This is a genomic window from Propioniciclava sp. MC1683 (genome assembly GCF_014164675.1).
Lineage (GTDB): Bacteria > Actinomycetota > Actinomycetes > Propionibacteriales > Propionibacteriaceae > Propioniciclava.
On record NZ_JACJFX010000010.1, the window covers coordinates 100,797 to 121,797 of the forward strand.

General features: G+C 68.1%; 15 protein-coding genes. 2 read left to right on the forward strand and 13 right to left on the reverse strand.

Annotated features, from left to right (window positions below; translation table 11 throughout):
• Positions 1–9 precede the first annotated feature (9 nt).
• The 10 genes from H5397_RS08860 to H5397_RS08905 all read right to left on the reverse strand — a co-directional run bounded on the left by H5397_RS08860 (position 10) and on the right by H5397_RS08905 (position 16,238).
• Positions 10–180, reverse strand: coding sequence for a hypothetical protein (locus H5397_RS08860; protein ID WP_182816678.1), 171 nt, complete (start codon positions 178–180; stop codon positions 10–12).
• Positions 181–384: 204 nt separating this feature from the next.
• Complete coding sequence (tuf, locus tag H5397_RS08865; protein WP_182816680.1) at positions 385–1,578, reverse strand: elongation factor Tu; 1,194 nt, start codon at positions 1,576–1,578, stop codon at positions 385–387.
• Between the two features lie 271 nt (positions 1,579–1,849).
• Positions 1,850–3,967, reverse strand: coding sequence for an elongation factor G (fusA, locus tag H5397_RS08870; protein ID WP_182816682.1), 2,118 nt, complete (start codon positions 3,965–3,967; stop codon positions 1,850–1,852).
• 95 nt (positions 3,968–4,062) lie between these two features.
• Positions 4,063–4,533: a 30S ribosomal protein S7 gene (gene rpsG, locus H5397_RS08875; protein WP_182816684.1), complete on the reverse strand. Its 471-nt coding sequence runs from the start codon at positions 4,531–4,533 to the stop codon at positions 4,063–4,065.
• Positions 4,533–4,904, reverse strand: coding sequence for a 30S ribosomal protein S12 (rpsL, locus tag H5397_RS08880; RefSeq protein WP_182816686.1), 372 nt, complete (start codon positions 4,902–4,904; stop codon positions 4,533–4,535). The genes rpsG and rpsL overlap by 1 nt, the downstream gene beginning before the upstream one ends.
• 415 nt (positions 4,905–5,319) lie before the next feature.
• Positions 5,320–9,201, reverse strand: coding sequence for a DNA-directed RNA polymerase subunit beta' (locus tag H5397_RS08885; protein ID WP_182816688.1), 3,882 nt, complete (start codon positions 9,199–9,201; stop codon positions 5,320–5,322).
• Positions 9,202–9,365: 164 nt separating this feature from the next.
• Entirely contained in the window at positions 9,366–12,839 is a 3,474-nt protein-coding gene (rpoB, locus tag H5397_RS08890) for a DNA-directed RNA polymerase subunit beta (RefSeq protein WP_182816690.1), read from the reverse strand.
• A 255-nt stretch (positions 12,840–13,094) separates the two neighbouring features.
• On the reverse strand, positions 13,095–14,834 hold the full coding sequence (locus tag H5397_RS08895) for a carbohydrate-binding domain-containing protein (RefSeq protein WP_182816692.1): 1,740 nt from the start codon (positions 14,832–14,834) through the stop codon (positions 13,095–13,097).
• A 46-nt stretch (positions 14,835–14,880) separates the two neighbouring features.
• On the reverse strand, positions 14,881–15,639 hold the full coding sequence (locus H5397_RS08900) for a polyphosphate polymerase domain-containing protein (protein ID WP_182816694.1): 759 nt from the start codon (positions 15,637–15,639) through the stop codon (positions 14,881–14,883).
• Positions 15,636–16,238, reverse strand: coding sequence for a DUF4956 domain-containing protein (locus H5397_RS08905; protein ID WP_182816696.1), 603 nt, complete (start codon positions 16,236–16,238; stop codon positions 15,636–15,638). Before H5397_RS08905 ends, H5397_RS08900 begins: the two co-directional genes overlap by 4 nt.
• A 202-nt stretch (positions 16,239–16,440) precedes the next feature.
• Between H5397_RS08905 and H5397_RS08910 the strand changes: the two genes are divergently transcribed.
• Positions 16,441–17,391, forward strand: a complete 951-nt coding sequence (locus H5397_RS08910) for a phosphodiester glycosidase family protein (protein WP_182816698.1) — start codon at positions 16,441–16,443, stop codon at positions 17,389–17,391.
• 3 nt (positions 17,392–17,394) lie between these two features.
• Positions 17,395–18,453 carry a bifunctional glycosyltransferase family 2/GtrA family protein gene (locus H5397_RS08915; RefSeq protein ID WP_182816699.1) on the forward strand — a complete coding sequence of 353 codons (1,059 nt, stop codon included), beginning with the start codon at positions 17,395–17,397 and terminating at the stop codon, positions 18,451–18,453.
• A gap of 73 nt (positions 18,454–18,526) precedes the next feature.
• On the opposite strand, the gene rplL is transcribed toward H5397_RS08915, so the two are convergent.
• The 3 genes from rplL to H5397_RS08930 form a co-directional block, all read right to left on the reverse strand.
• Positions 18,527–18,922: a 50S ribosomal protein L7/L12 gene (rplL, locus tag H5397_RS08920; RefSeq protein WP_182816701.1), complete on the reverse strand. Its 396-nt coding sequence runs from the start codon at positions 18,920–18,922 to the stop codon at positions 18,527–18,529.
• A 13-nt stretch (positions 18,923–18,935) separates the two neighbouring features.
• Positions 18,936–19,586: a 50S ribosomal protein L10 gene (rplJ, locus tag H5397_RS08925; RefSeq protein WP_182816703.1), complete on the reverse strand. Its 651-nt coding sequence runs from the start codon at positions 19,584–19,586 to the stop codon at positions 18,936–18,938.
• Between the two features lie 241 nt (positions 19,587–19,827).
• A partial coding sequence (locus H5397_RS08930) for an IS1634 family transposase (protein ID WP_220492130.1) occupies positions 19,828–21,001 on the reverse strand: 1,174 nt, incomplete at its 5' end.

Genomic DNA, 21,001 nt, shown 5'->3' on the forward strand with positions numbered 1-21,001 from the left:
GTGCCTGGGTCAGGCGCGGGTCGCCCCGTTGCCAGCCACGACCGGGACGGTCTGGCTGCTGACCTTGTTGAGGGCCCAGCCCAGGATGATCAGCGTGAGGCCGACGCCGATGGCGAAGAGGCAGACGCCGTAGGACAGGACGGAGGTGAACAGCGACGCACGGAGGAACGAGCCGTTCATGACCGAGGTGCGCTGCTTGGTGAGCTCGTCGGCCTTGGCGGTGTCTCGGGCGGCTCAACTTCTTGAGCCTCGGACCGGTGAAAATTGTACTACTACCTCTCGTAGCACAACAATCGATACCCCCCGGGGGTGTGCAACAAAACGGTAACAGGCCCGCACCCCCTTGTCGGGGATGCGGGCCTGTTGAGCCTGACGCGGCCTAGATCACTTGAGGATCTTGGTCACGTTGCCGGCGCCGACGGTGCGGCCGCCCTCGCGGATGGCGAACTTCAGCGCCTCCTCCATGGCGATCGGCTTGTTCAGGTGGACGGTCATGGAGGTGTTGTCACCAGGCATGACCATCTCGGTGCCCTCGGGCAGCTGAACGACACCGGTCACGTCGGTGGTGCGGAAGTAGAACTGCGGGCTGTAGTTCGAGAAGAACGGCTTGTGACGGCCACCCTCCTCCTTGTTCAGCACGTAGACCTGGGCCTCGAAGTCGGTGTGCGGGGTGACCGAACCCGGCTTGCAGACGACCATGCCGCGCTCGACGTCGTCCTTCTTGGTGCCGCGGAGCAGCAGGCCGACGTTCTCGCCCGCGCGACCCTCGTCGAGGATCTTGCGGAACATCTCGACACCGGTGATGGTCGAGGTCTGCTTGGTCTCGCGGATGCCGATGATGTCGACGGTCTCACCGGTGCGGACGATGCCGCGCTCGATACGACCGGTGACGACGGTGCCACGACCGGTGATCGTGAAGACGTCCTCGACGGGCATCAGGAAGGGCTTGTCGGTGTCGCGCTCCGGCTGCGGGATGTACTCGTCCACAGCGTCCATGAGCTCGACGATCGAGTCGGCCCACTTCTCGTCACCGTTCATCGCCGGGAAGGCGGCGACGCGGACGATGGGCAGGTTGTCGCCGTCGAACTCCTGGGCCGACAGCAGCTCGCGCATCTCCATCTCGACGAGCTCGATGAGCTCCTCGTCGTCGACCATGTCGCACTTGTTGAGGGCGACGACGATCGCGGGGACGCCGACCTGGCGGGCCAGCAGGATGTGCTCGCGGGTCTGGGCCATCGGGCCGTCGGTCGCCGCGACCACGAGGATCGCGCCGTCCATCTGGGCGGCACCGGTGATCATGTTCTTGACGTAGTCAGCGTGACCGGGGCAGTCGACGTGCGCGTAGTGGCGCTTCTCGGTCTGGTACTCGACGTGCGAGATCGAGATCGTGATACCGCGCTGGCGCTCCTCCGGAGCCTTGTCGATCTGGTCGAAGGCCGACACAGCGTTCAGCTCGGGGTAACGGTCGTGGAGCACCTTCGTAATCGCCGCCGTGAGCGTGGTCTTGCCGTGGTCGACGTGCCCGATGGTGCCGATGTTGCAGTGCGGCTTGGTCCGCTCAAACTTGGCCTTTGCCACTGGGGCTCCTCCTGGGATCTTCCGCCACGCTGTCTGCGGGGCGTGCTTTTCACCTCGCCGGTTGCGAGGCAAGTACTTGGGACGGCCGCGTGGGCATGGTGCTCACGCGACAACCTTCGCAATCCTATCGTTCGCGCGCTTCAGGTCAAAACCCGCGGCGCAAGTGGGCGGCCGGCCGCACCCGCGGCGTCCATCACCCCTAGACAGGACGCCGTGGGCCCCGCAACCAACCGGTTGCGGGGCCCACGATGAGTCAGGCGCGGGACGAGCGTCACTCGTTGCTGCCGCCGCGGCCCTTCTCGATGATCTCGTCGGCCACCGACTTCGGGGTCTCGCCGTAGGAGTGGAACTCCATGGCGTAGGAGGCCTGGCCCGAGGTCTTCGAGCGCAGGTCACCGACGTAGCCGAACATCTCCGACAGCGGCACCAGGGCGCGGACGATCTGGTTGCCGTGGGCCTCCTCCATGCCCTGGACGGCGCCACGGCGGGAGTTGAGGTCACCGATCACGGTGCCGAGGTAGTCGTCGGGGGTGGTGACCTCGACGGCCATCAGCGGCTCGAGCAGGGCCGGGTCGGCCTTGCGGGCGGCCTCCTTGAAGACCATCGAACCGGCGATCTTGAAGGCGAGCTCGGAGGAGTCGACGTCGTGGTAGGCGCCGTCGAGCAGCGTCACCTTGATGTCCTCGACCGGGTAGCCGCCCAGCGGACCGAAGGCCATGGCCTCCTGGATGCCCTGGTCGACCGCGGGGATGTACTCGCGCGGGATGCGGCCCCCGGTGACGGCGTTGACGAACTCGTAGCCCGCGCCGGCCTCCTGCGGCTCCAGCGAGATGATGACCTTGCCGTACTGGCCCGAACCACCCGACTGCTTCTTGTGGGTGTACTCGACCTTCTCCACCGGGCGGCGGAGGGTCTCGCGGTAGGCCACCTGCGGCTTGCCGATGTTGGCCTCGACCTTGAACTCGCGGCGCATGCGGTCGATCAGCACCTCGAGGTGCAGCTCGCCCATGCCGGCGATGATCGTCTGGCCGGTCTCCTCGTCGGTGTGGACCCGGAAGGTCGGGTCCTCCTCCGCGAGGCGCTGGATGGCCATGGAGAGCTTCTCCTGGTCGGACTTGGTCTTCGGCTCGATCGCCTGCTCGATGACGGGGTTCGGGAACTCCATCGACTCGAGGATGATCGGGGCGGCCGGGTCGCAGAGGGTCTCACCGGTGGTGGTGTCCTTCAGGCCCATGACCGCGCAGATCATGCCGGCGCCGATCTCGTCGATCTCCTCACGCTTGTTGGCGTGCATCTGGTAGATCTTGCCGATCCGCTCCTTCTTGCCCTTCGTGGCGTTGAGCACCTGCATGCCCGACTTGAGGGTGCCGGAGTAGATGCGCACGTAGGTGAGGCGACCCAGGTGCGGGTCCGCGGCGATCTTGAACGCGAGCAGCGACAGCGGCTCCTCGTTGCTGGGCTGGCGCTCGAGCTTGACGGTCTCGTCACCGGGCTTGAAGCCGTCGATGGCCGGGATGTCCAGCGGCGAGGGCAGGTAGTCGATGACCGCGTCCAGCATCGGCTGCACGCCCTTGTTCTTGAAGGACGTGCCGCAGACGACCGCGGTGAACTTCGAGGCCAGGACGCCGCGGCGGATGGCCGCCTTGATCGTCGGGACGTCGATCTCCTCGCCCGAGTCCTCGGCCAGCAGCCAGGTCTCGGCGAAGTCGTCGTCGTTGTCGGCCAGCACCTGGATGAGCTCCTCGCGGGCCTCCTGGGCGCGGTCGACCATGTCGGCCGGGATCTCCTCGACGGTGTAGTCCTCACCGATCTTGGTCTCGCCGCGCCACATGAGGGCGCGCATGCCGACCAGGTCGATGACGCCCTGGAAGTTGGCCTCCGAGCCGACGGGCAGCTGGATGACGGCGGCGGTCGCGTTCAGGCGCTCGCGGATCGTCTTGACGACGAAGTCGAACGAGGCGCCGGTGCGGTCGAGCTTGTTGACGTAGCAGATGCGCGGGACGCCGTACTTGTTGGCCTGGCGCCACACGGTCTGGCTCTGCGGCTCCACGCCGGCCACACCGTCGAACACGGTGACGGCACCGTCGAGAACGCGCAGCGAGCGCTCGACCTCGACCGTGAAGTCGACGTGGCCGGGGGTGTCGATGATGTTGATTTGGTGGTCGTGCCAGAAGCACGTCGTCGCGGCGGACGTGATGGTGATGCCGCGCTCCTGCTCCTGCTCCATCCAGTCCATCGTCGCCGAGCCCTCGTGGGTCTCACCGATCTTGTAGTTGATGCCGGTGTAGTACAGGATGCGCTCGGTCGTGGTGGTCTTGCCCGCGTCGATGTGGGCCATGATGCCGATGTTGCGGACCTTGGCCAGGTTGGTCTTGATGTCAATGGCCACGGGTGGTTTCCCCTCTTGTTACGTGTTGTTCGTGTTCGACTCGGGACAGGCATGAAGCTCCCTCCCGCCCGGAGGCGGGAGAGAGCTTCACGAGATCACCAGCGGTAGTGCGCGAAGGCGCGGTTCGCCTCGGCCATCTTGTGGGTGTCCTCGCGCTTCTTCACGCTGGCACCCAGACCGTTGCTCGCGTCCAGCAGCTCGTTCATGAGGCGCTCGGTCATGGTCTTCTCGCGACGCTGGCGCGAGTAGCTGACGAGCCAGCGCATCGCGAGCGTGGTCGCGCGGGCGGGCTTCACCTCGACCGGGACCTGGTAGGTGGCACCACCGACGCGGCGGGACTTGACCTCGACCGCGGGGCGGATGTTGTCCAGGGCCTTCTTGAGGGTCTGCACGGGGTCAACGCCGGTCTTGGCCCGCGTCCCCTCGAGAGCGCCGTAGACGATGTTCTGGGCGGTGGTCTTCTTGCCCTGGAGCAGGATCTTGCTCACGAGCTGGGAGACCAGCGGCGAGCCGTAAACCGGGTCAACAACAACCGGCCGCTTCGGGGCCGGACCCTTGCGAGGCATTACTTCTCCTTCTTCGCGCCGTAGCGGCTGCGGGCCTGCTTGCGGTTCTTGACACCCTGGGTGTCGAGCGAACCGCGGACGATCTTGTACCGGACACCCGGAAGGTCCTTCACACGACCGCCGCGCACGAGCACCATCGAGTGCTCCTGCAGGTTGTGGCCGACACCGGGGATGTACGCCGTGACCTCGATGCCCGAGGAGAGGCGCACACGCGCGACCTTGCGAAGCGCCGAGTTCGGCTTCTTCGGGGTCGTGGTGTAGACACGCGTGCAGACGCCGCGGCGCTGGGGCGAACCCTTGAGCGCCGGCGTGTTGCTGGACGACTTCTTGTCAGTGCGGCCCTTGCGGACCAGCTGCTGGATTGTGGGCACCGGCTGGTATTCCTTCGTTCGAGTTGTTCTGGTCCCCCGTCAGGGGCACCAAAGCGTGGTGCACGGGGAACCTGGCGCGAGCGCAACAGGGCTCTTCGCGAGTCCCGAGGATCCTCGTGGGGTTCGTGCCCGCCGGCCACTCCAGATGGGGGCGCCGCGGCGTGCACGGATGGTTCGGTTGCCCGAACACAACGACAAAGACTAGTGGTAGACCATGGGGCGGGTCAAAAGAGCGACCCGGGGCCCCTGGCCATGACTAGCCGAAGAACGTTGGGACCCACCCTACCCTGCCGCGGCCCAGCGCCCAATTCGAGGAGCAACCGGACGCCGCGGGCCCGGCCCGCACTCCCCCGGCCCGGACGCGAGGGGGCCCCGCACACCTGCGTGCGCGGGGCCCCCTCGACCTCGAATCAGGTCAGCTGAAGTCACCCAGGTCGAAGTCGTCGCTCGGCATGACCGGCGCGGTGCCGGCGATGTCGTAGTCGTACGGGTCGTAGCTGAGGTCGTACGCCGCGGCGCGGGCCTCGGCGGTCGGCTCCACCCGGATGTTGCGGTAGCGGTCGAGACCGGTACCCGCCGGGATCAGCTTGCCCAGGATGACGTTCTCCTTGAGGCCGACCAGGGAGTCCGACTTGGCCTGGATGGCCGCGTCGGTCAGGACCTTGGTCGTCTCCTGGAAGGACGCCGCCGACAGCCAGCTCTCGGTGGCCAGCGACGCCTTGGTGATGCCCATGAGGACCGGGCGGCCCTGCGCCGGGGTGCGACCCTCGGTGAGCGCCTTGCGGTTCTCGGACTCGAACAGGCTCCGGTCGACCAGGTCACCCGGGAGGATGGCCGTGTCGCCCGACTCGATGACCGTCACCCGGCGCAGCATCTGGCGGATGATGATCTCGATGTGCTTGTCGTGGATCGGCGCGCCCTGCGTCGCGTACACCGCCTGGACCTCGGCCACGAGGTGCTCCTGCACCCGGCGGAGTCCGTTGACGCGCAGGATGTCCTGCGGGTCGAGCGTGCCCGCCCACAGCTGCTGGCCGGCCTCGACGTGGTCGCCGTCGCCGATGGAGTGCTTCACCATCGACGCGTCCTCCCACTCCAGGCGCACGCGGCGCGGCAGCGGGTACTCCAGGTCCTCCTCGCCGTCATCGCGGACGATGACCAGCTTGCGCGTGCGGTCCCCGTCCTCGATGCGGACGCGGCCGGCGGCCTCGGCGATCGGGGCCTTGCCCTTGGGCGTCCGGGCCTCGAAGAGCTCACCGACACGCGGCAGGCCCTGCGTGATGTCGTCACCGGCCACACCACCGGTGTGGAAGGTACGCATCGTCAGCTGGGTGCCGGGCTCACCGATGGACTGGGCGGCGACGATACCGACGGCCTCACCCACGTCGACCAGCTTGCCGGAGGCCAGCGAACGGCCGTAGCACATGGCGCAGGTGCCCAGGGCCGACTCACAGGTCAGCACGGAGCGCACCTTGACCTCGGTGATGCCCGCCTCGATGAGGCGGGTGATCTCGACGTCACCCAGGTCGACGCCCGCGGAGAGCAGGACCTCGCCCTTGGCGTCGGTCACGTCGGAGGCCAGCGTCCGCGCATAGACCGAGGTCTCCACGTTGTACGCCGGGCCCGTGCGGCCGACACGACCGGTCGCGACGATGGCCTTGGTCAGGCCGCGCTCGGTGCCACAGTCCTCCTCGCGGATGATGACGTCCTGGGACACGTCGACCAGACGACGGGTCAGGTAACCCGAGTCGGCCGTGCGGAGCGCCGTGTCCGCCTGGCCCTTGCGACCACCGTGCGTCGAGATGAAGTACTCCAGGACGGAGAGGCCCTCACGGAAGTTCGACTTGATCGGCCGGGCGATGATCTCGCCCTTCGGGTTGGCCACCAGGCCACGCATGGCGGCAATCTGACGCATCTGGGTCATGTTCCCTCGGGCACCGGAGTTCACCATCATGAAGATCGGGTTGTCGGTGGTGAAGTTCTCCTCCATCGCCGCGGTCAGCTCGGCGGTGGCGTCGGTCCACAGCTGGACGAGCTCCTGCTGGCGCTCCTCCTCCGTGACCTTGCCGCGCTCGAACTGGCGGGTGATCTTCGTCGCCCGCGCGTCGTAGGACGCCAGGATCTCCGGCTTGGACGCCGGGGTCTGGATGTCGGAGATCGACACGGTGACGCCCGAGCGGGTCGCCCAGCGGAAGCCGATGTCCTTGAGGCGGTCGAGCGTGCGGGCCACGTCCACCTTCTGGTAGCGCTCGGCCATGTCGTTGACGATCTGGCCCAGCTGCTTCTTGCCCACCGTGGAGTTCACGTACGGGTAGTCGGCCGGCAGGGCCTCGTTGAACAGCGCGCGACCCAGCGTGGTCTCGAGCATGTACGAGCCGTCCTCGCGGGCCTCGACCCCCACCGGCGGCTCGAGGCCGACGATGCGGATGTTGATCAGCGAGTTGATCTTGATCTCGCCCCGGTCGAAGGCCATGTAGGCCTCGTCCTTGCTGACGAACGTGCGGCCCTCACCCGGCTGGCCCTCGCGGACCGAGGTCAGGAAGTAGTGGCCGATGATCATGTCCTGCGTGGGCAGGGTGACCGGGCGGCCGTCGGCCGGCTTCAGGATGTTGTTGGTCGACAGCATCAGGATGCGCGCCTCGGCCTGGGCCTCGGCGGACAGCGGCAGGTGCACGGCCATCTGGTCACCGTCGAAGTCGGCGTTGAAGGCGGTGCAGACGAGCGGGTGCAGCTGGATGGCCTTGCCCTCGATCAGCTGGGGCTCGAACGCCTGGATTCCGAGGCGGTGCAGCGTGGGTGCACGGTTCAGCAGCACCGGGTGCTCCTGGATGACCTCTTCGAGGACGTCCCACACCACGGGGCGCTGGCGCTCGACCATGCGCTTGGCCGACTTGATGTTCTGGGCCAGGTTCAGGTCGTCCAGGCGCTTCATGACGAAGGGCTTGAACAGCTCCAGCGCCATGTTCTTCGGCAGGCCGCACTGGTGCAGCTTGAGCTGCGGACCGACGACGATGACCGAACGGCCCGAGTAGTCGACGCGCTTGCCCAGCAGGTTCTGGCGGAACCGGCCCTGCTTGCCCTTCAGCATGTCCGAGATGGACTTCAGCGGGCGGTTGCCGGGTCCGGTGACCGGACGCCCACGGCGTCCGTTGTCGAACAGCGAGTCGACGGCCTCCTGCAGCATCCGCTTCTCGTTGTTCACGATGATCTCGGGCGCACCCAGGTCGAGGAGGCGCTTGAGGCGGTTGTTGCGGTTGATGACGCGGCGGTACAGGTCGTTGAGGTCGGAGGTCGCGAAGCGGCCACCGTCCAGCTGCACCATCGGGCGCAGGTCCGGCGGGATGACCGGGACGGCGTCCAGCACCATGCCCACGGGGCTGTTGGTGGTGGTCAGGAACGCCGACACGACCTTCAGGCGCTTCAGCGCACGGGTCTTGCGCTGGCCCTTGCCGGTCTGGATGATCTCGCGGAGGCGCTCGGCCTCGCCCTCGAGGTCGAAGTCGGCGAGGCGACGCTTGATCGCCTCGGCCCCCATGAAGCCCTCGAAGTACTTGCCGAAGCGGCTCTTCATCTCGCGGTAGAGGATCTCGTCGCCCTCGAGGTCCTGGACCTTCAGGCCCTTGAACCGGGCCCAGACGGCGTCGAGGCGGTCGAGCTCGCGCTGGGCGCGGTCGCGCACCATCTTGACCTCGCGCTCGCCCACGTCGCGGACGCGCTTCTTCTGGTCGGCCTTGGCACCCTCGGCCTCCAGGGACGCGACGTCCTCCTCGATCTTCTGCATGCGCGCCTCGATGTCGGCGTCGCGGCGGTTCGCGATCTGCTTGCGCTCGACCTCGACCTTGCCCTCGAGGGTGGTCAGGTCGCGGTGGCGGGCGTCCTCGTCGACCGAGGTGATCATGTACGCGGCGAAGTAGATGACCTTCTCCAGGTCCTTCGGCGCGACGTCGAGCAGGTAGCCCAGGCGGCTCGGGACACCCTTGAAGTACCAGATGTGGGTGACCGGCGCGGCCAGCTCGATGTGGCCCATGCGCTCGCGGCGCACGTTGGAGCGGGTGACCTCGACGCCACAGCGCTCGCAGATGATGCCCTTGAAGCGCACGCGCTTGTACTTGCCGCAGTAGCACTCCCAGTCACGGGTGGGGCCGAAGATCTTCTCGCAGAAGAGGCCGTCACGCTCGGGCTTGAGGGTGCGGTAGTTGATCGTCTCGGGCTTCTTGACCTCGCCGTGGCTCCACTCGCGGATCTGGTCCGCCGTGGCCAGCCCGATGCGCAGCTCGTCGTAGAAGTTGACGTCCAGCACGTTTCTTCCTTCTCTCCCCTACCGGGGGATTTTCTGTTCAGACCAGTGGCCGCTGGTCCGGACGGTCCCGCTCGAGGCGCCTCGCGCGGGGGGTGCAGGGTGCGATCCCTGCGGGGTGGGCGGACGCCGTGGGTGCACCCGCGGCGTCCGCTTGGTCGGGTCGGTCAGACCTCTTCGATGTCGGCGAACGAGTCGGCACCCGGGCGACGGCTCAGGTCGATCCCGAACTCGTCGGCGCGGTGGTAGTCGTCCTCGGAGTCCTTGAGCTCGACGACCGTGCCGTCGGAGCTGAGCACCTCCACGTTCAGGCAGAGGGACTTCATCTCCTTCACGAGCACCTTGAACGACTCGGGGATGCCGGGCTCGGGGATGTTCTCGCCCTTGACGATCGCCTCGTAGACCTTCACGCGGCCGGGGACGTCGTCGGACTTGATGGTGAGGAGCTCCTGCAGCGCCCAGGCGGCGCCGTAGGCCTCCATCGCCCACACCTCCATCTCACCGAAGCGCTGGCCACCGAACTGCGCCTTACCACCCAGCGGCTGCTGCGTGATCATCGAGTACGGGCCCGTGGAGCGCGCGTGGATCTTGTCGTCCACGAGGTGGTGCAGCTTCAGCATGTAGATGTAGCCGACACCCACGCGCTCGGGGTAGGGCTCGCCGGAGCGGCCGTCGAACAGCTGCGCCTTGCCACCGGCGTCGACGAGGCGGAGCCCGTCGCGCTGCGGCAGGCCGTGCTCGAGCAGGCCGGCGATCTCACGCTCGTTGGCGCCGTCGAAGACCGGGGTCGCCACGTTCGTCCGCGGTTCCACCCGGGAGAGGCCGACGTCCTTGAGGCGCTTGGCCCAGGGCTCGTCGACGCCCTCGATGTCCCAGCCGGAGTGCGCGATCCAGCCCAGGTGCGTCTCCAGGACCTGACCGACGTTCATACGGCTCGGCACACCCAGCGGGTTGAGCACGATGTCGACCGGCGTCCCGTCCTCGAGGAACGGCATGTCCTCGACGGGCAGGATCTTCGAGATGACGCCCTTGTTGCCGTGGCGTCCGGCGAGCTTGTCGCCGTCGGAGATCTTGCGCTTCTGCGCGACGTAGACGCGGACCAGCTGGTTCACGCCCGGGGGCAGCTCGTCGCCCTCGTCGCGGTCGAAGACGCGGACGCCGATGACCGTACCGGTCTCGCCGTGCGGCACCTTCATCGAGGTGTCGCGGACCTCGCGGGCCTTCTCGCCGAAGATGGCGCGCAGCAGGCGCTCCTCGGGGGTCAGCTCGGTCTCGCCCTTGGGGGTCACCTTGCCGACGAGGATGTCGCCGGTGCCCACCTCGGCGCCGATGCGGACGATGCCGCGCTCGTCGAGGTCGGCCAGCATGTCGTCACCCACGTTGGGGATGTCGCGCGTGATCTCCTCCGGACCCAGCTTGGTGTCGCGGGCGTCGATCTCGTGCTCCTCGATGTGGATCGAGGTGAGGATGTCGTCCTGGACCAGGCGCTGGCTCAGGATGATGGCGTCCTCGTAGTTGTGGCCCTCCCACGGCATGAACGCGACCAGCAGGTTGCGGCCCAGTGCCATCTCGCCGTTGTCGGTGCAGGCACCGTCGGCCAGCGGGGTGCCGACCTCGACGCGGTCACCGTCGGTGACCAGCGGGCGCTGGTTGATGCAGGTGGTCTGGTTCGAGCGGACGAACTTGCTCAGGCGGTAGCTGGTCTGCGTGCCGTCGTCGTTCATCACGTCGATGATGTCGCCGGACACGGCGGTGACCACACCGGCCTTGTTGGCCACGGTGACCTCGCCGGCGTCGACCGCGCCGCGGTACTCCATGCCGGTGCCCACGTAGGGGGCCTCGTTGCGGAGCAGCGGGACGGCCTGGCGCTGCATGTTCGCGCCCATCAGGGCACGCGACGCGTCGTCGTGCTCGAGGAACGGGATCAGCGCGGTGGCCACCGACACCATCTGGCGCGGCGAGACGTCCATGTAGTGCACGTCCTCGGCCGGGACCTCGTCGGCGTCGCCGTGCTTCACACGGACCAGGACGCGGTCCTCGACGAACTTGCCCTCGTCGTCGAGCACGGCGTTGGCCTGCGCGACGATGTAGCGGTCCTCCTCGTCGGCGGTCAGGTAGTCGATCTGGTCGGTGACCCGGCCGTTCTCGACCTTGCGGTACGGCGTCTCGATGAAGCCGAACGCGTTGACGCGCGCGAAGGAGGCCAGCGAGCCGATCAGGCCGATGTTCGGGCCTTCAGGGGTCTCGATGGGGCACATGCGGCCGTAGTGCGACGGGTGGACGTCACGGACCTCCATGCCGGCGCGGTCACGGGACAGACCACCGGGGCCCAGGGCCGAGAGGCGACGCTTGTGCGTCAGGCCGGCCAGCGGGTTGTTCTGGTCCATGAACTGCGACAGCTGCGAGGTGCCGAAGAACTCCTTCAGCGCCGCCACGACGGGACGGATGTTGATCAGCGTCTGCGGCGTGATCGCCTCGATGTCCTGCGTCGTCATGCGGTCGCGGACGGTGCGCTCGAGGCGGCCCAGACCGATGCGGAGCTGGTTCTGGATCAGCTCGCCCACCGTGCGGAGGCGGCGGTTGCCGAAGTGGTCGATGTCGTCGGTCTCGACCGGCTCGTCGCCCAGCGTCTCCTTGCCCTCGTGCAGCGCGACGACGTAGCGGATGGCCGAGACGATGTCCTCCATCGTCAGCACCTGCTGGTCGAACGGCAGCTCCAGGCCGAGCTTCTTGTTGATCTTGTAGCGACCGACCTTGGCCAGGTCGTAGCGCTTGCCGTTGAAGTAGTAGTTGTCGAGCATCGCCTGCGCGGCCTCGCGCGTCGGGGGCTCGCCCGGGCGCAGCTTGCGGTAGATGTCGAGCAGGGCCTCGTCGGTGTTGGCCGTGTTGTCCTTCTCGAGGGTCAGGCGCATCGACTCGTAGTCGCCGAACTCCTCGAGGATCTGCTCGTTCGTCCAGCCCAGGGCCTTCAGCAGGACGGTGACGTTCTGCTTGCGCTTGCGGTCGAGGCGGACGCCGACCATGTCGCGCTTGTCGACCTCGAACTCGAGCCACGCGCCGCGGCTCGGGATGATCTTGCAGGTGAAGATGTCCTTGTCGGACGTCTTGTCGGGGGTCTGCTCGAAGTAGACGCCCGGGCTGCGGACCAGCTGGGAGACGACGACACGCTCGGTGCCGTTGATGACGAAGGTGCCCTTGTCGGTCATGAGCGGGAAGTCGCCCATGAACACGGTCTGGCTCTTGATCTCACCGGTCTCGTTGTTCACGAACTCGGCGGTGACGAACAGCGGCGCCGAGTACGTGACGTCGCGGTCCTTGCACTCCTCGACGGTGTACTTCGGGTCCTCGAAACGGTGGTCGCGGAAGCTCAGCGACATCGTCTCGGACAGGTCCTCGATCGGGGAGATCTCCTCGAAGATCTCCTCCAGACCGGACTTCGTGTTGATGTCGGTCCGTCCCTGCTCGAGCGCGTCGGCCACCCGCTGGCGCCACACGTCGTTGCCGACGAGCCAGTCGAACGAGTCGACCTGCAGATCAAGGAGGTTGGGGACTTCCATGGGCTCATGGATCTTCGCGAACGAGATCCGGCCACTGCTGGAAACGACGTTGGTGTTCTTCGACGCAGTGCGCGAGACGGCCAAGACTATGGTCCTTCCAATAGAACCCGGGCTGTGAGGTTCTTTGCATGCGAAACGCCCCGCGTCAAATCGTCACGGGTCGTCAAATGGGACAAAGCCTTACATTAGCTCGCCTCAGGGCATGGCGCAACACGTGTTGCATGTCGAGCACCAAACCGCCACGCTGCGGGGGCACTGCCGGACGTCCCAGAGCATAGGCCGGTCCAGCGTCGTGCACACGCAACGTGGCGGTACCCGTTGTCAGGCGGGGTGGGCAGGTCAACGGCCGGGGGGTCTGCCGCCCCTGCTGCCGCCCATGCTGCTGCCCGTCGCCTGGCCCGCAGTGACGCTCGTCGAGGTGCCGTCGACGGAGACGGAGTAGCTGGAGCCGGACTTCACCTGTGGCGAGGAGTAGACGAGGTTGGCGAAGCCCTTCTCGACGGTGAACTCGTACAGCACCGTGGACCCCGACGTCACCTGCACGGTCTGGCCGGCTGACGCCGAGGTGGCGCTCTGCAGCCAGCCCTGCGAGGAGTCGGCGTCCGGGGTCTCGGCCATGCCCGAGGAGCCCACGGCCAGCAGGGTGCCGCCCGAGATCGTGAATGTTCCGTTCACGTCCAGCGCGCCGTTGCCGTTGCTGGTCGGTCCCCAGACGACGATGGTGCCGCCCGTGATCTCCGCGTCGCCGTTGGAGTCGAAGCCGTCGCCGCCCGCGTTCAGGACGACGGTGCCGCCGCTGACGACCACACCGCCGTCGATGGTCTGCATGCCGCCACCACGGCCGTCCGCGCTCGCGGTGTCGGCGGAGACGTTCAGGCCGTCGTCGGAGCTGGTGACGTCGATCTCGCCGCCGCTGATGAGGATGTCGGTGCCCTCGAGGCCCTCGTAGGAGCGCTCGACGGTGACCGAGCCGCCTGCGATGGAGAGGCTCTCCTCCGCATGGACGCCATCGTCGCCCGTGCTCAGGGCGAGCGTCCCGTCGGTGATCGAGACCACCGAGTCGGAGTGGATCGCGTCGTCGGCCGAGTCAAGCGTGACGGTCCCGCCACCGATGACGACGTTGGAGCCCGCCTTGAGGCCCTTGGCGGAGGCGTCCGCGGCCAGCTGGGTGCCGGCGCCGCCGCCGGTGACTCCGGTGATCGTGCCGCCGGAGACCAGGACGTCGGTCGTGGCGACGAGGCCGTCCCCGCCGGCGGCGAGGGTGATGGTCCCGTCGGTGACGGAGATCCAGCCCTGGTCGGCGTCCGTGTCGTTGTCGGCCTTCAGCGCGTCCCCGCCGGCGGTCACGTCCAGCGTGCCGCCGGTCACCGCGATGTGGTCCTTGCCCCGGATGCCGTCGTCGGCGGCGTCCACGGTGATCGTGCCGCCACTGATGACGAGGCCGTCCTTGGAGGCGATGCCGTCCAGGCTGGGCGCGGTGACCGTCAGGGAGCCGTTGCCGCCGATCGTGAGGTCCGTCATCGAGAAGAGGGCGGCGTTGGGGGCATCCTCGCTGGTCGTGTCCGCGAAGGTGGCCGCGCTCGTGAGCTCGTTGGACGACCCGTCGGCGAGGACGACGATCGCCTCGTCCGCCTGCGTGACCGCCAGGGCCGCGCCGGTGCTGGACGTGATGCTGGCGCCGTCGAGCACGAGCTGCACGTCACCGTCGGCGGCGGAGTCCACGACGACCTGTCCTGCCAGCTCGCCCGAGAGCACGTAGGTGCCCGGGGCTGTGATGGTCACCGTGTTGCCCGAGACGGTCGCCCCGTCGCCGGAGACCGTGGCCGAGGCCCCCGTCAGGGTCACGGTGGTCGCGGACGCCGCGTCGTAGCTCGTGGGTCCGGCCTGGGGCGCGGCGTTCTCCCCCGTGGCCTGTGCCACGGTGATCGCGGCCGTCCCGCCCGCGACGGAGATGGATGAGGAGGTCCCGGCCGAGGTGAGTCCGTTGGTCTGGCCGAGTGCGGTGCAGCCGGTGAGGACGCCCGCGACGGCGAGCGCGGCGATGGACGTCAGGATCCTGGTGGGCCTGGCAGTGTTCATGGTGTCTTCCTTCTCTGGTTCGTGGATGCTCGTTCGAGGTGCTGGATCAGGCCGCGTGGGCGGCCAGGAGGCGGTGCCAGCGGTTGTGAGGCAGGTCCGGCTGGAGCTGGGCGAGCCCAACGGCGTACTTCGACAGCGGCTGCGGCCGGTGCCCCGCCTGCCAGAGGAGGCGGTCGAGGGCGCTGGGCGCGGCACCCGACTTCGTCTCCAGCACGACGTGGCCGGTCCAGGTCTGGGCCTGGTCGTCGGTAGGCGTGGTCCAGGTGAGGCCACTGTCCACGGTCGCCCGGGCGTCACCACCGGGCATCAGGAGCGTCACACGGCGGTAGCGCGTCCGCAGTGTGGGGACGAGGGAGGAGACGTCGACGTGGATGCCGGCGCCGCGCAACTGGGCCGCGACGTACCCCCGTCCCTCCGTGTCCCCCACCACGGACGCCGAGCCACCGGCCCACGGCGTCCGCTGCTTCACGGTCTGGGTGCGGTGACGGGTCTTGACCTCGAGGAAGCTGGTGTTCGACGCGACGTAGGTACGGGTGCGCACCTTCCAGCGCAGGCGCCGGCGGTGGGCACTCGTGAGGTAGGCGTCCAGCCCCGGCGTGTCCAGGTAGGTGGAGCGGTAGAGGGGCGAGAGCTCCCCCGCGACGTCGACGACACGGGTCCCGGCGGGGAGGCCGACCAGGATGGCTTCGGCGTCCGCGACGGTGAGCACGTACTTGCGGTCGACCCGCGTCTGCAGCGAGGCGGTCTCGTTGAGCTCATCGAGGGTGACCGTGGCCAGCTTGGCCACGGCGTCCACGGCGCTCATCGGGCCGACTCCAGGACGCGCGCCGCCTCGGACGCCTCGGCGGAGGTCTGCGACCGGTCGCGGCGGAACCGGACATCGACCATGGTGGTGTCGTTGACAAGGTCGAGCTTCACGACCTGGACGCCGAGCACCCGGGCTCCGAGCTGGTTCTCCAGCCGGGCGGTGAGCACCGCCGCATCACTGACGGCGCGGTCCAGCACGACGACCTGGCGCTCGTGCCCGCCGAGGAGGCGCGGGTGGTCCGCGACCCACAGGGTGGCCACGACCAGCGCCATGAGGACGGCCGAGGTGACCGGGTCGCTGCCCAGTCCACCGATGAGGCCGATCGCGAGGGCGGCGAAGTAGTAGGCGACCTCGTGCTGGGCCAGCTCGTCGGAGCGGAGGCGGATGATCGACAGGACGCCGAACAGGCCAAGGCCCAGGCCAGCGCCAACGGACGAGGAGACCAGCACCGAGCTGACGGCCATGACGCCTAGATTGACGCCCAGCAACGCGACGAAGAGGTCGCGACGGTGGTGGCGCGGGAAGTACGTCCCGGCGACGAGCGCCAGGATGGCGACCAGGTCAATGGCCAGGTGGATCAGGATCGTGGTGGTCATGAGGGCTCCTCGGTGGCTGCGGATTGCTACGTCCCCCATTGACCACCCCCTGGCTGTGTGGTTCCTGTGACGGGCTCCTCGGCCCCCTGTGTGCTTTTCCGCGGCCGTCGACGCGTGCCGTGGACGGCCTCGGACGTGCTCACCGCCCGCGGAGAGGCCGTCCACAGCACGGGCACAGAAGGCGTCTGTAGACCTGTGACCCATGGACGACAACACCACCTTGCAGCAGCGCCCGCGGTTCAGCCGGCGCGGGTTCATCGGCGGCGCGGCCGCCCTCATCATGACCGGCGGCGGCACCGCCGCGTGGGCCCTGGACCGCTTCGTCGTCGAGCACGCCGAGGTGACGGACGCCTCCGCCCTGTGGAGCTCTACGACCACCTTGAGTAGCAGCTCGTCGGGCACGGTCAACGGCACCACCTGGAGCAGCGACGCAGGTACGATCTCCATCACGGCGCACACCAGCGGCAGCGGCAGTTCTGCGTCGGCGTGGTACGTGGCGGACCTGCAGCTCGCGGATGCCTCGTACTTGCGCACCGCGTTCGCCAAGGACACCTACGGCGAGAACATCATCGAGTACCCCTCGGTGATGGCGTCGGACAACAATGCGATCTGGGCGTTGAACGGCGACTACTACGGGTTCCGCGACACCGGGATCGTGGTGCGCAACGGCGTGGCGTTCCGGGACGCCGGCGCGCGGCAGGGCCTGGCGCTGTTCTCCGACGGACGGCTCGCGCTCTACGACGAGACCACGACCACCGCGGCGGTGCTCGTGTCGCAGGGTGTGTGGCAGACCTGGTCGTTCGGCCCCGGTCTGGTGGACGACGGCAGGGCCCTGTCCGGGCTGGACTCGGTCGAAGTGGACACCAACCCCGGTAACCACTCCATCCAGGGCAACCAGCCCCGGACCGGCTTCGGCATGATCGAGCCGAACCACTTCGTGGGGATCGCCTTCGACGGCCGCAGCAGCGGCTACAGCAAGGGCGTCTCGCTGACCGCGTTCGCGGACCTGTTCGTGGACCTCGGCGCGCAGGTGGCGTACAACCTGGACGGCGGCGGCAGCACCGACATGGTGTTCAACGACGCCCTGGTCAACAAGCCGCTGGGCACCGGCAAGGAGCGCGGCACCTCCGACATCCTGTACGTGGCGCGCTGAGCCATGATTGTCCTGATCCCGGCCTACGAGCCCGACCTCCGCCTCGCCACCCTCATCCGCCACCTGGGCGACACCCTGCCCCACGCCCGCGTGCTCGTCGTCGACGACGGCTCGGGACCGGACTACGACGGGGTCTTCGACGTTGCCGCGGAGGCCGGGGCGTCCGTCGTGCGGCACGCGCGCAACCACGGCAAGGGCCACGCCCTGCGTGCCGGGATCGCCTGGGCGATGGAGCACGCGCCCGGTGAGCCCGTCGTCACGGCCGACTGCGACGGGCAGCACACGCCCACCGACATCGCGCGGGTCGCGGACGCCGTGGCCCCCGCCACCATCGTCCTCGGGGGGCGCCGCTTCACCGGCGACGTGCCCGCGCGCAGCCGGTTCGGGAACGCCGCCTCACGCCTGCTCTTCCGCGCGCTCAGCGGGCAACGCGTCCACGACACGCAGACGGGCCTGCGCGGCCTCGCGCCGGACATCCTGCCGTGGCTCTTGGGGGTTCCCGGCGACCGCTTCGAGTACGAGTTCTCCGTGCTGATGGGGGCTCGCGCCCAGGGCGTCCGGCTGGCGGAGATCACGATCGAGACGATCTACCTTGACGAGAACGCCTCCTCCCACTTCAGGCCCGTGCGCGACTCAGTCCGCATCTACGCGCCGGCGCTCCGCTTCGCCGCATCGTCGCTGGCGGGGGCTGCCGTCGATTGGGCCGCGCTCCTCGTGCTCGCGCCGCTGCTGGGCTCGCTGAACGCGGCGATCGTGTGTGCACGCCTGGCCAGCGCCGCCACCAACTACCAGCTCAACAAGACGGTCGTCTTCCGCCACACCGGAGACGGACGCCGCGCAGTCCTGCGCTATGCCTACCTCGCGGCGGTGATCCTCACGATCAACGTGGTGGCCATGGACGCTCTCGTCATCGGCGTCGGGGTTCCGCTCCTGCTCGCGAAGGTCGTGGTCGAGGGCGTCCTGTTCCTCCTGAGCTACGCGGTGCAGCACCACCTCGTCTTTCCAGCGGGACGCGTCGGGGCGGCTCAGGAGCCTGCGCTCCGTGCTCGCACGAGCGTGTGAGACGCAGAAGGGCCCGCGGCACGTGCCGCGGGCCCTTCGTGTCCAGCGTCGGGTCGACGAGTCGACCCTGGCGTCACTTGACGGTGACGGTGGCGCCGGCAGCCTCGAGCTGCTCCTTGGCCTTGGCGGCCGCGTCGCGCGCGACCTTCTCCAGGATCGGCTTCGGGGCGGCCTCGACCAGGTCCTTGGCCTCCTTGAGACCGAGGGACGTGAGCGCGCGCACCTCCTTGATGACCTGGATCTTCTTCTCGCCGGCCGACTCGAGGATGACGTCGACCTCGGAGGACTCCTCCTCCTCGGCGGCGGCCTCGCCACCACCGGCACCGGCCGGGGCGGCAGCGGCGACGGCCACGGGGGCGGCCGCGGTGACACCGAAGGTGTCCTCGAACTGCTTCACGAACTCGGAGAGCTCGATCAGGGTCATCTCCTTGAAGGCCTCAAGGAGCTCGTCGTTGGTGAGCTTCGCCATGTTGGGCGTCCTTTCAGTTTTCCGCGGTCTCGGCGGAGTCGTCAGCCGAGGCAGCGGGAGCTGCTTCGGGTGCCGAGGCGTCCTCGGCGGTGTCGGGCTTCTGGTCGGCAACGGGGGCAGCCTGGCCGGCGCCACCGATGAGGGACGGGTTCTCCCCCGCCGCCTGCTCCAGGGCGCCCAGGGCGCGAGCGGCCTGGGACAGCGGAGCGGCGATGAGGTAGACGGCCTTGCTGAGGTTCGCCTGCATGGCACCAGCCAGCTTGGCGAGCAGAACCTCGCGCGACTCGAGGTCGGCGAGCTTCTTGACCTCGGTGGCGTCGAGGACGCGACCGTCCATGACACCACCCTTGATGACCAGAAGCGGGTTGTCCTTCGCGAAGTCGCGCAGACCCTTCGCCACGGTGGCAACGTCACCGCGGATGAAGGCGATCGCCGTGGGGCCGGTGAGCTGCTCGTCGAGCCCCTCAATGCCAGCTTCCTTGGCAGCGATCTGGGTCAGAGTGTTCTTCGCGACGGCGTACGTGGCGTCGTCACCGAGAGAGCGGCGCAGGGCCTTGATGCTCTTCACGGTGAGACCACGGTATTCGGTCAGCACAGCGGCCGCCGAGGACGTGAAGGCTTCCTTCAGCTCCTCGACCGCGGCTGCCTTGTCCGGCCTCGCCATGGGTCTCCTTCCCACTTCTCATGTTCAGGCCCAAGACATGGAAAAACCCCGGGCGCAAGCGCACGGGGCACGCTGGAGACCAGCGATTCGTTCGTGACACCTGCGCGGGATTTGCACTCACCCGAGAGTGAGACACCAGCGGTCTTCGGCTTCAGGGGACCACTCTACCGGCTCTGGTCCCGATCACGAAATCGGCGGCCGGCTCGGCCCCCGCGCGGCCGCTGACCTGAGTTGGACCTCTTTAGTGCCCTCGATGGAGGGCGGTGAGTAGTTCGGCGATGTCGTCGGGGATGGCGGGTTCGGCGTCGAGTCGTTGACCACCGAGTTGGATGGTGACCTGCTGCAGCGGCCGTAGTCCACGGACGATCTTCTTCAGCGACCACCCGCTACGGGCTTGCAGGTCGCGGGCGACGGCGAGCGCGGTGAACACGATGGTGAGGTGGGCCTCGATCGAGTCCTTCAGCCGGTGGTGGATCGGGCGGGCGGCGAGGTCGCTCTTCGACATCCTGAACGACTGCTCGACGTGCCACAGGTCGTGGTAGCTGGCGATGACCTCGGCTGCGGGCATGACTGCAGCGGTGATGTTGGTGACGTACCCCTTCAAACCGACCAGGGCCTCCGCGCGGGCGAGGGAGGCCTCGTCCAAGCTCGCCTGCTGGCCGGTGGTCTTCACGAACCGGACCTTCTTGGCCGGCTTGTCACCGTCGACGACGGCCTGGGCGCGGTTGCGTTGCAGCGCCAGGGTGCGTGTGTCCCGGGCTGCTCGCTTGGCCGAGTATTGCCACACGGCTCGCCACGCCGTGGGATGCACCGCAGGGTCCCACACCGGCTCGGCGCGTGTCTTCACGCGGTTGGGGTCGGGGGCGGTGGAGCGCATCGTGATCGTGTCGATGACCTGGCCGTCGGTGAACGCAGTGCCGTGCCAGCGGAAGTGCTTGGCCAGGTCGTGCGGGGCCTTGACGACGCGGGACCCGACGATGAACCGCAACCCGGCCTCGTCGATCGCCTTCAGGTTTGCCGCCGACAACATGCCGGCGTCGGCGACCACCACCATGTCGGCCACACCGTGACGCTGCTGGAACGCCTTGATGACCGGGATGATCGTGTGCGTTTCGGCCTTGTTGCCCTCGAAGCAGGCAATCTCCAACGGGTGGCCCGTGCGGTCCACCAGGAGACCGACCACAATCTGTGGGTCGACCCGACGTTCCTTGCTGAACCCGACCTTGCGGAGGTCGTCTTCGGTGTCGGTCTCGAAGTACAACGTCGTGACGTCGTATAACAGCAGGGACACATCCCCGCCCTGTTCGGACCACACATGCTGGAAACACGCCTGCGCGATCTTGTCGCGATAGCCCTTGTCAGCACAGCGTTTCAGGCAGCGTTTCACCGTGGACAGGTGCACCGGCACCAGCCCG

Excerpts from the sequence above, each read along its gene's own strand:
- H5397_RS08860 (WP_182816678.1), bottom strand. The coding sequence starts at position 180 with ATGAACGGCTCGTTCCTCCGTGCGTCGCTGTTCACCTCCGTCCTGTCC.
- rpsG (WP_182816684.1), bottom strand. The coding sequence starts at position 4,533 with ATGCCTCGCAAGGGTCCGGCCCCGAAGCGGCCGGTTGTTGTTGACCCG.
- H5397_RS08895 (WP_182816692.1), bottom strand. The coding sequence starts at position 14,834 with ATGAACACTGCCAGGCCCACCAGGATCCTGACGTCCATCGCCGCGCTC.
- H5397_RS08900 (WP_182816694.1), bottom strand. The coding sequence starts at position 15,639 with ATGAGCGCCGTGGACGCCGTGGCCAAGCTGGCCACGGTCACCCTCGAT.
- H5397_RS08905 (WP_182816696.1), bottom strand. The coding sequence starts at position 16,238 with ATGACCACCACGATCCTGATCCACCTGGCCATTGACCTGGTCGCCATC.
- H5397_RS08910 (WP_182816698.1), top strand. The coding sequence starts at position 16,441 with ATGGACGACAACACCACCTTGCAGCAGCGCCCGCGGTTCAGCCGGCGC.
- H5397_RS08915 (WP_182816699.1), top strand. The coding sequence starts at position 17,395 with ATGATTGTCCTGATCCCGGCCTACGAGCCCGACCTCCGCCTCGCCACC.
- rplL (WP_182816701.1), bottom strand. The coding sequence starts at position 18,922 with ATGGCGAAGCTCACCAACGACGAGCTCCTTGAGGCCTTCAAGGAGATG.
- rplJ (WP_182816703.1), bottom strand. The coding sequence starts at position 19,586 with ATGGCGAGGCCGGACAAGGCAGCCGCGGTCGAGGAGCTGAAGGAAGCC.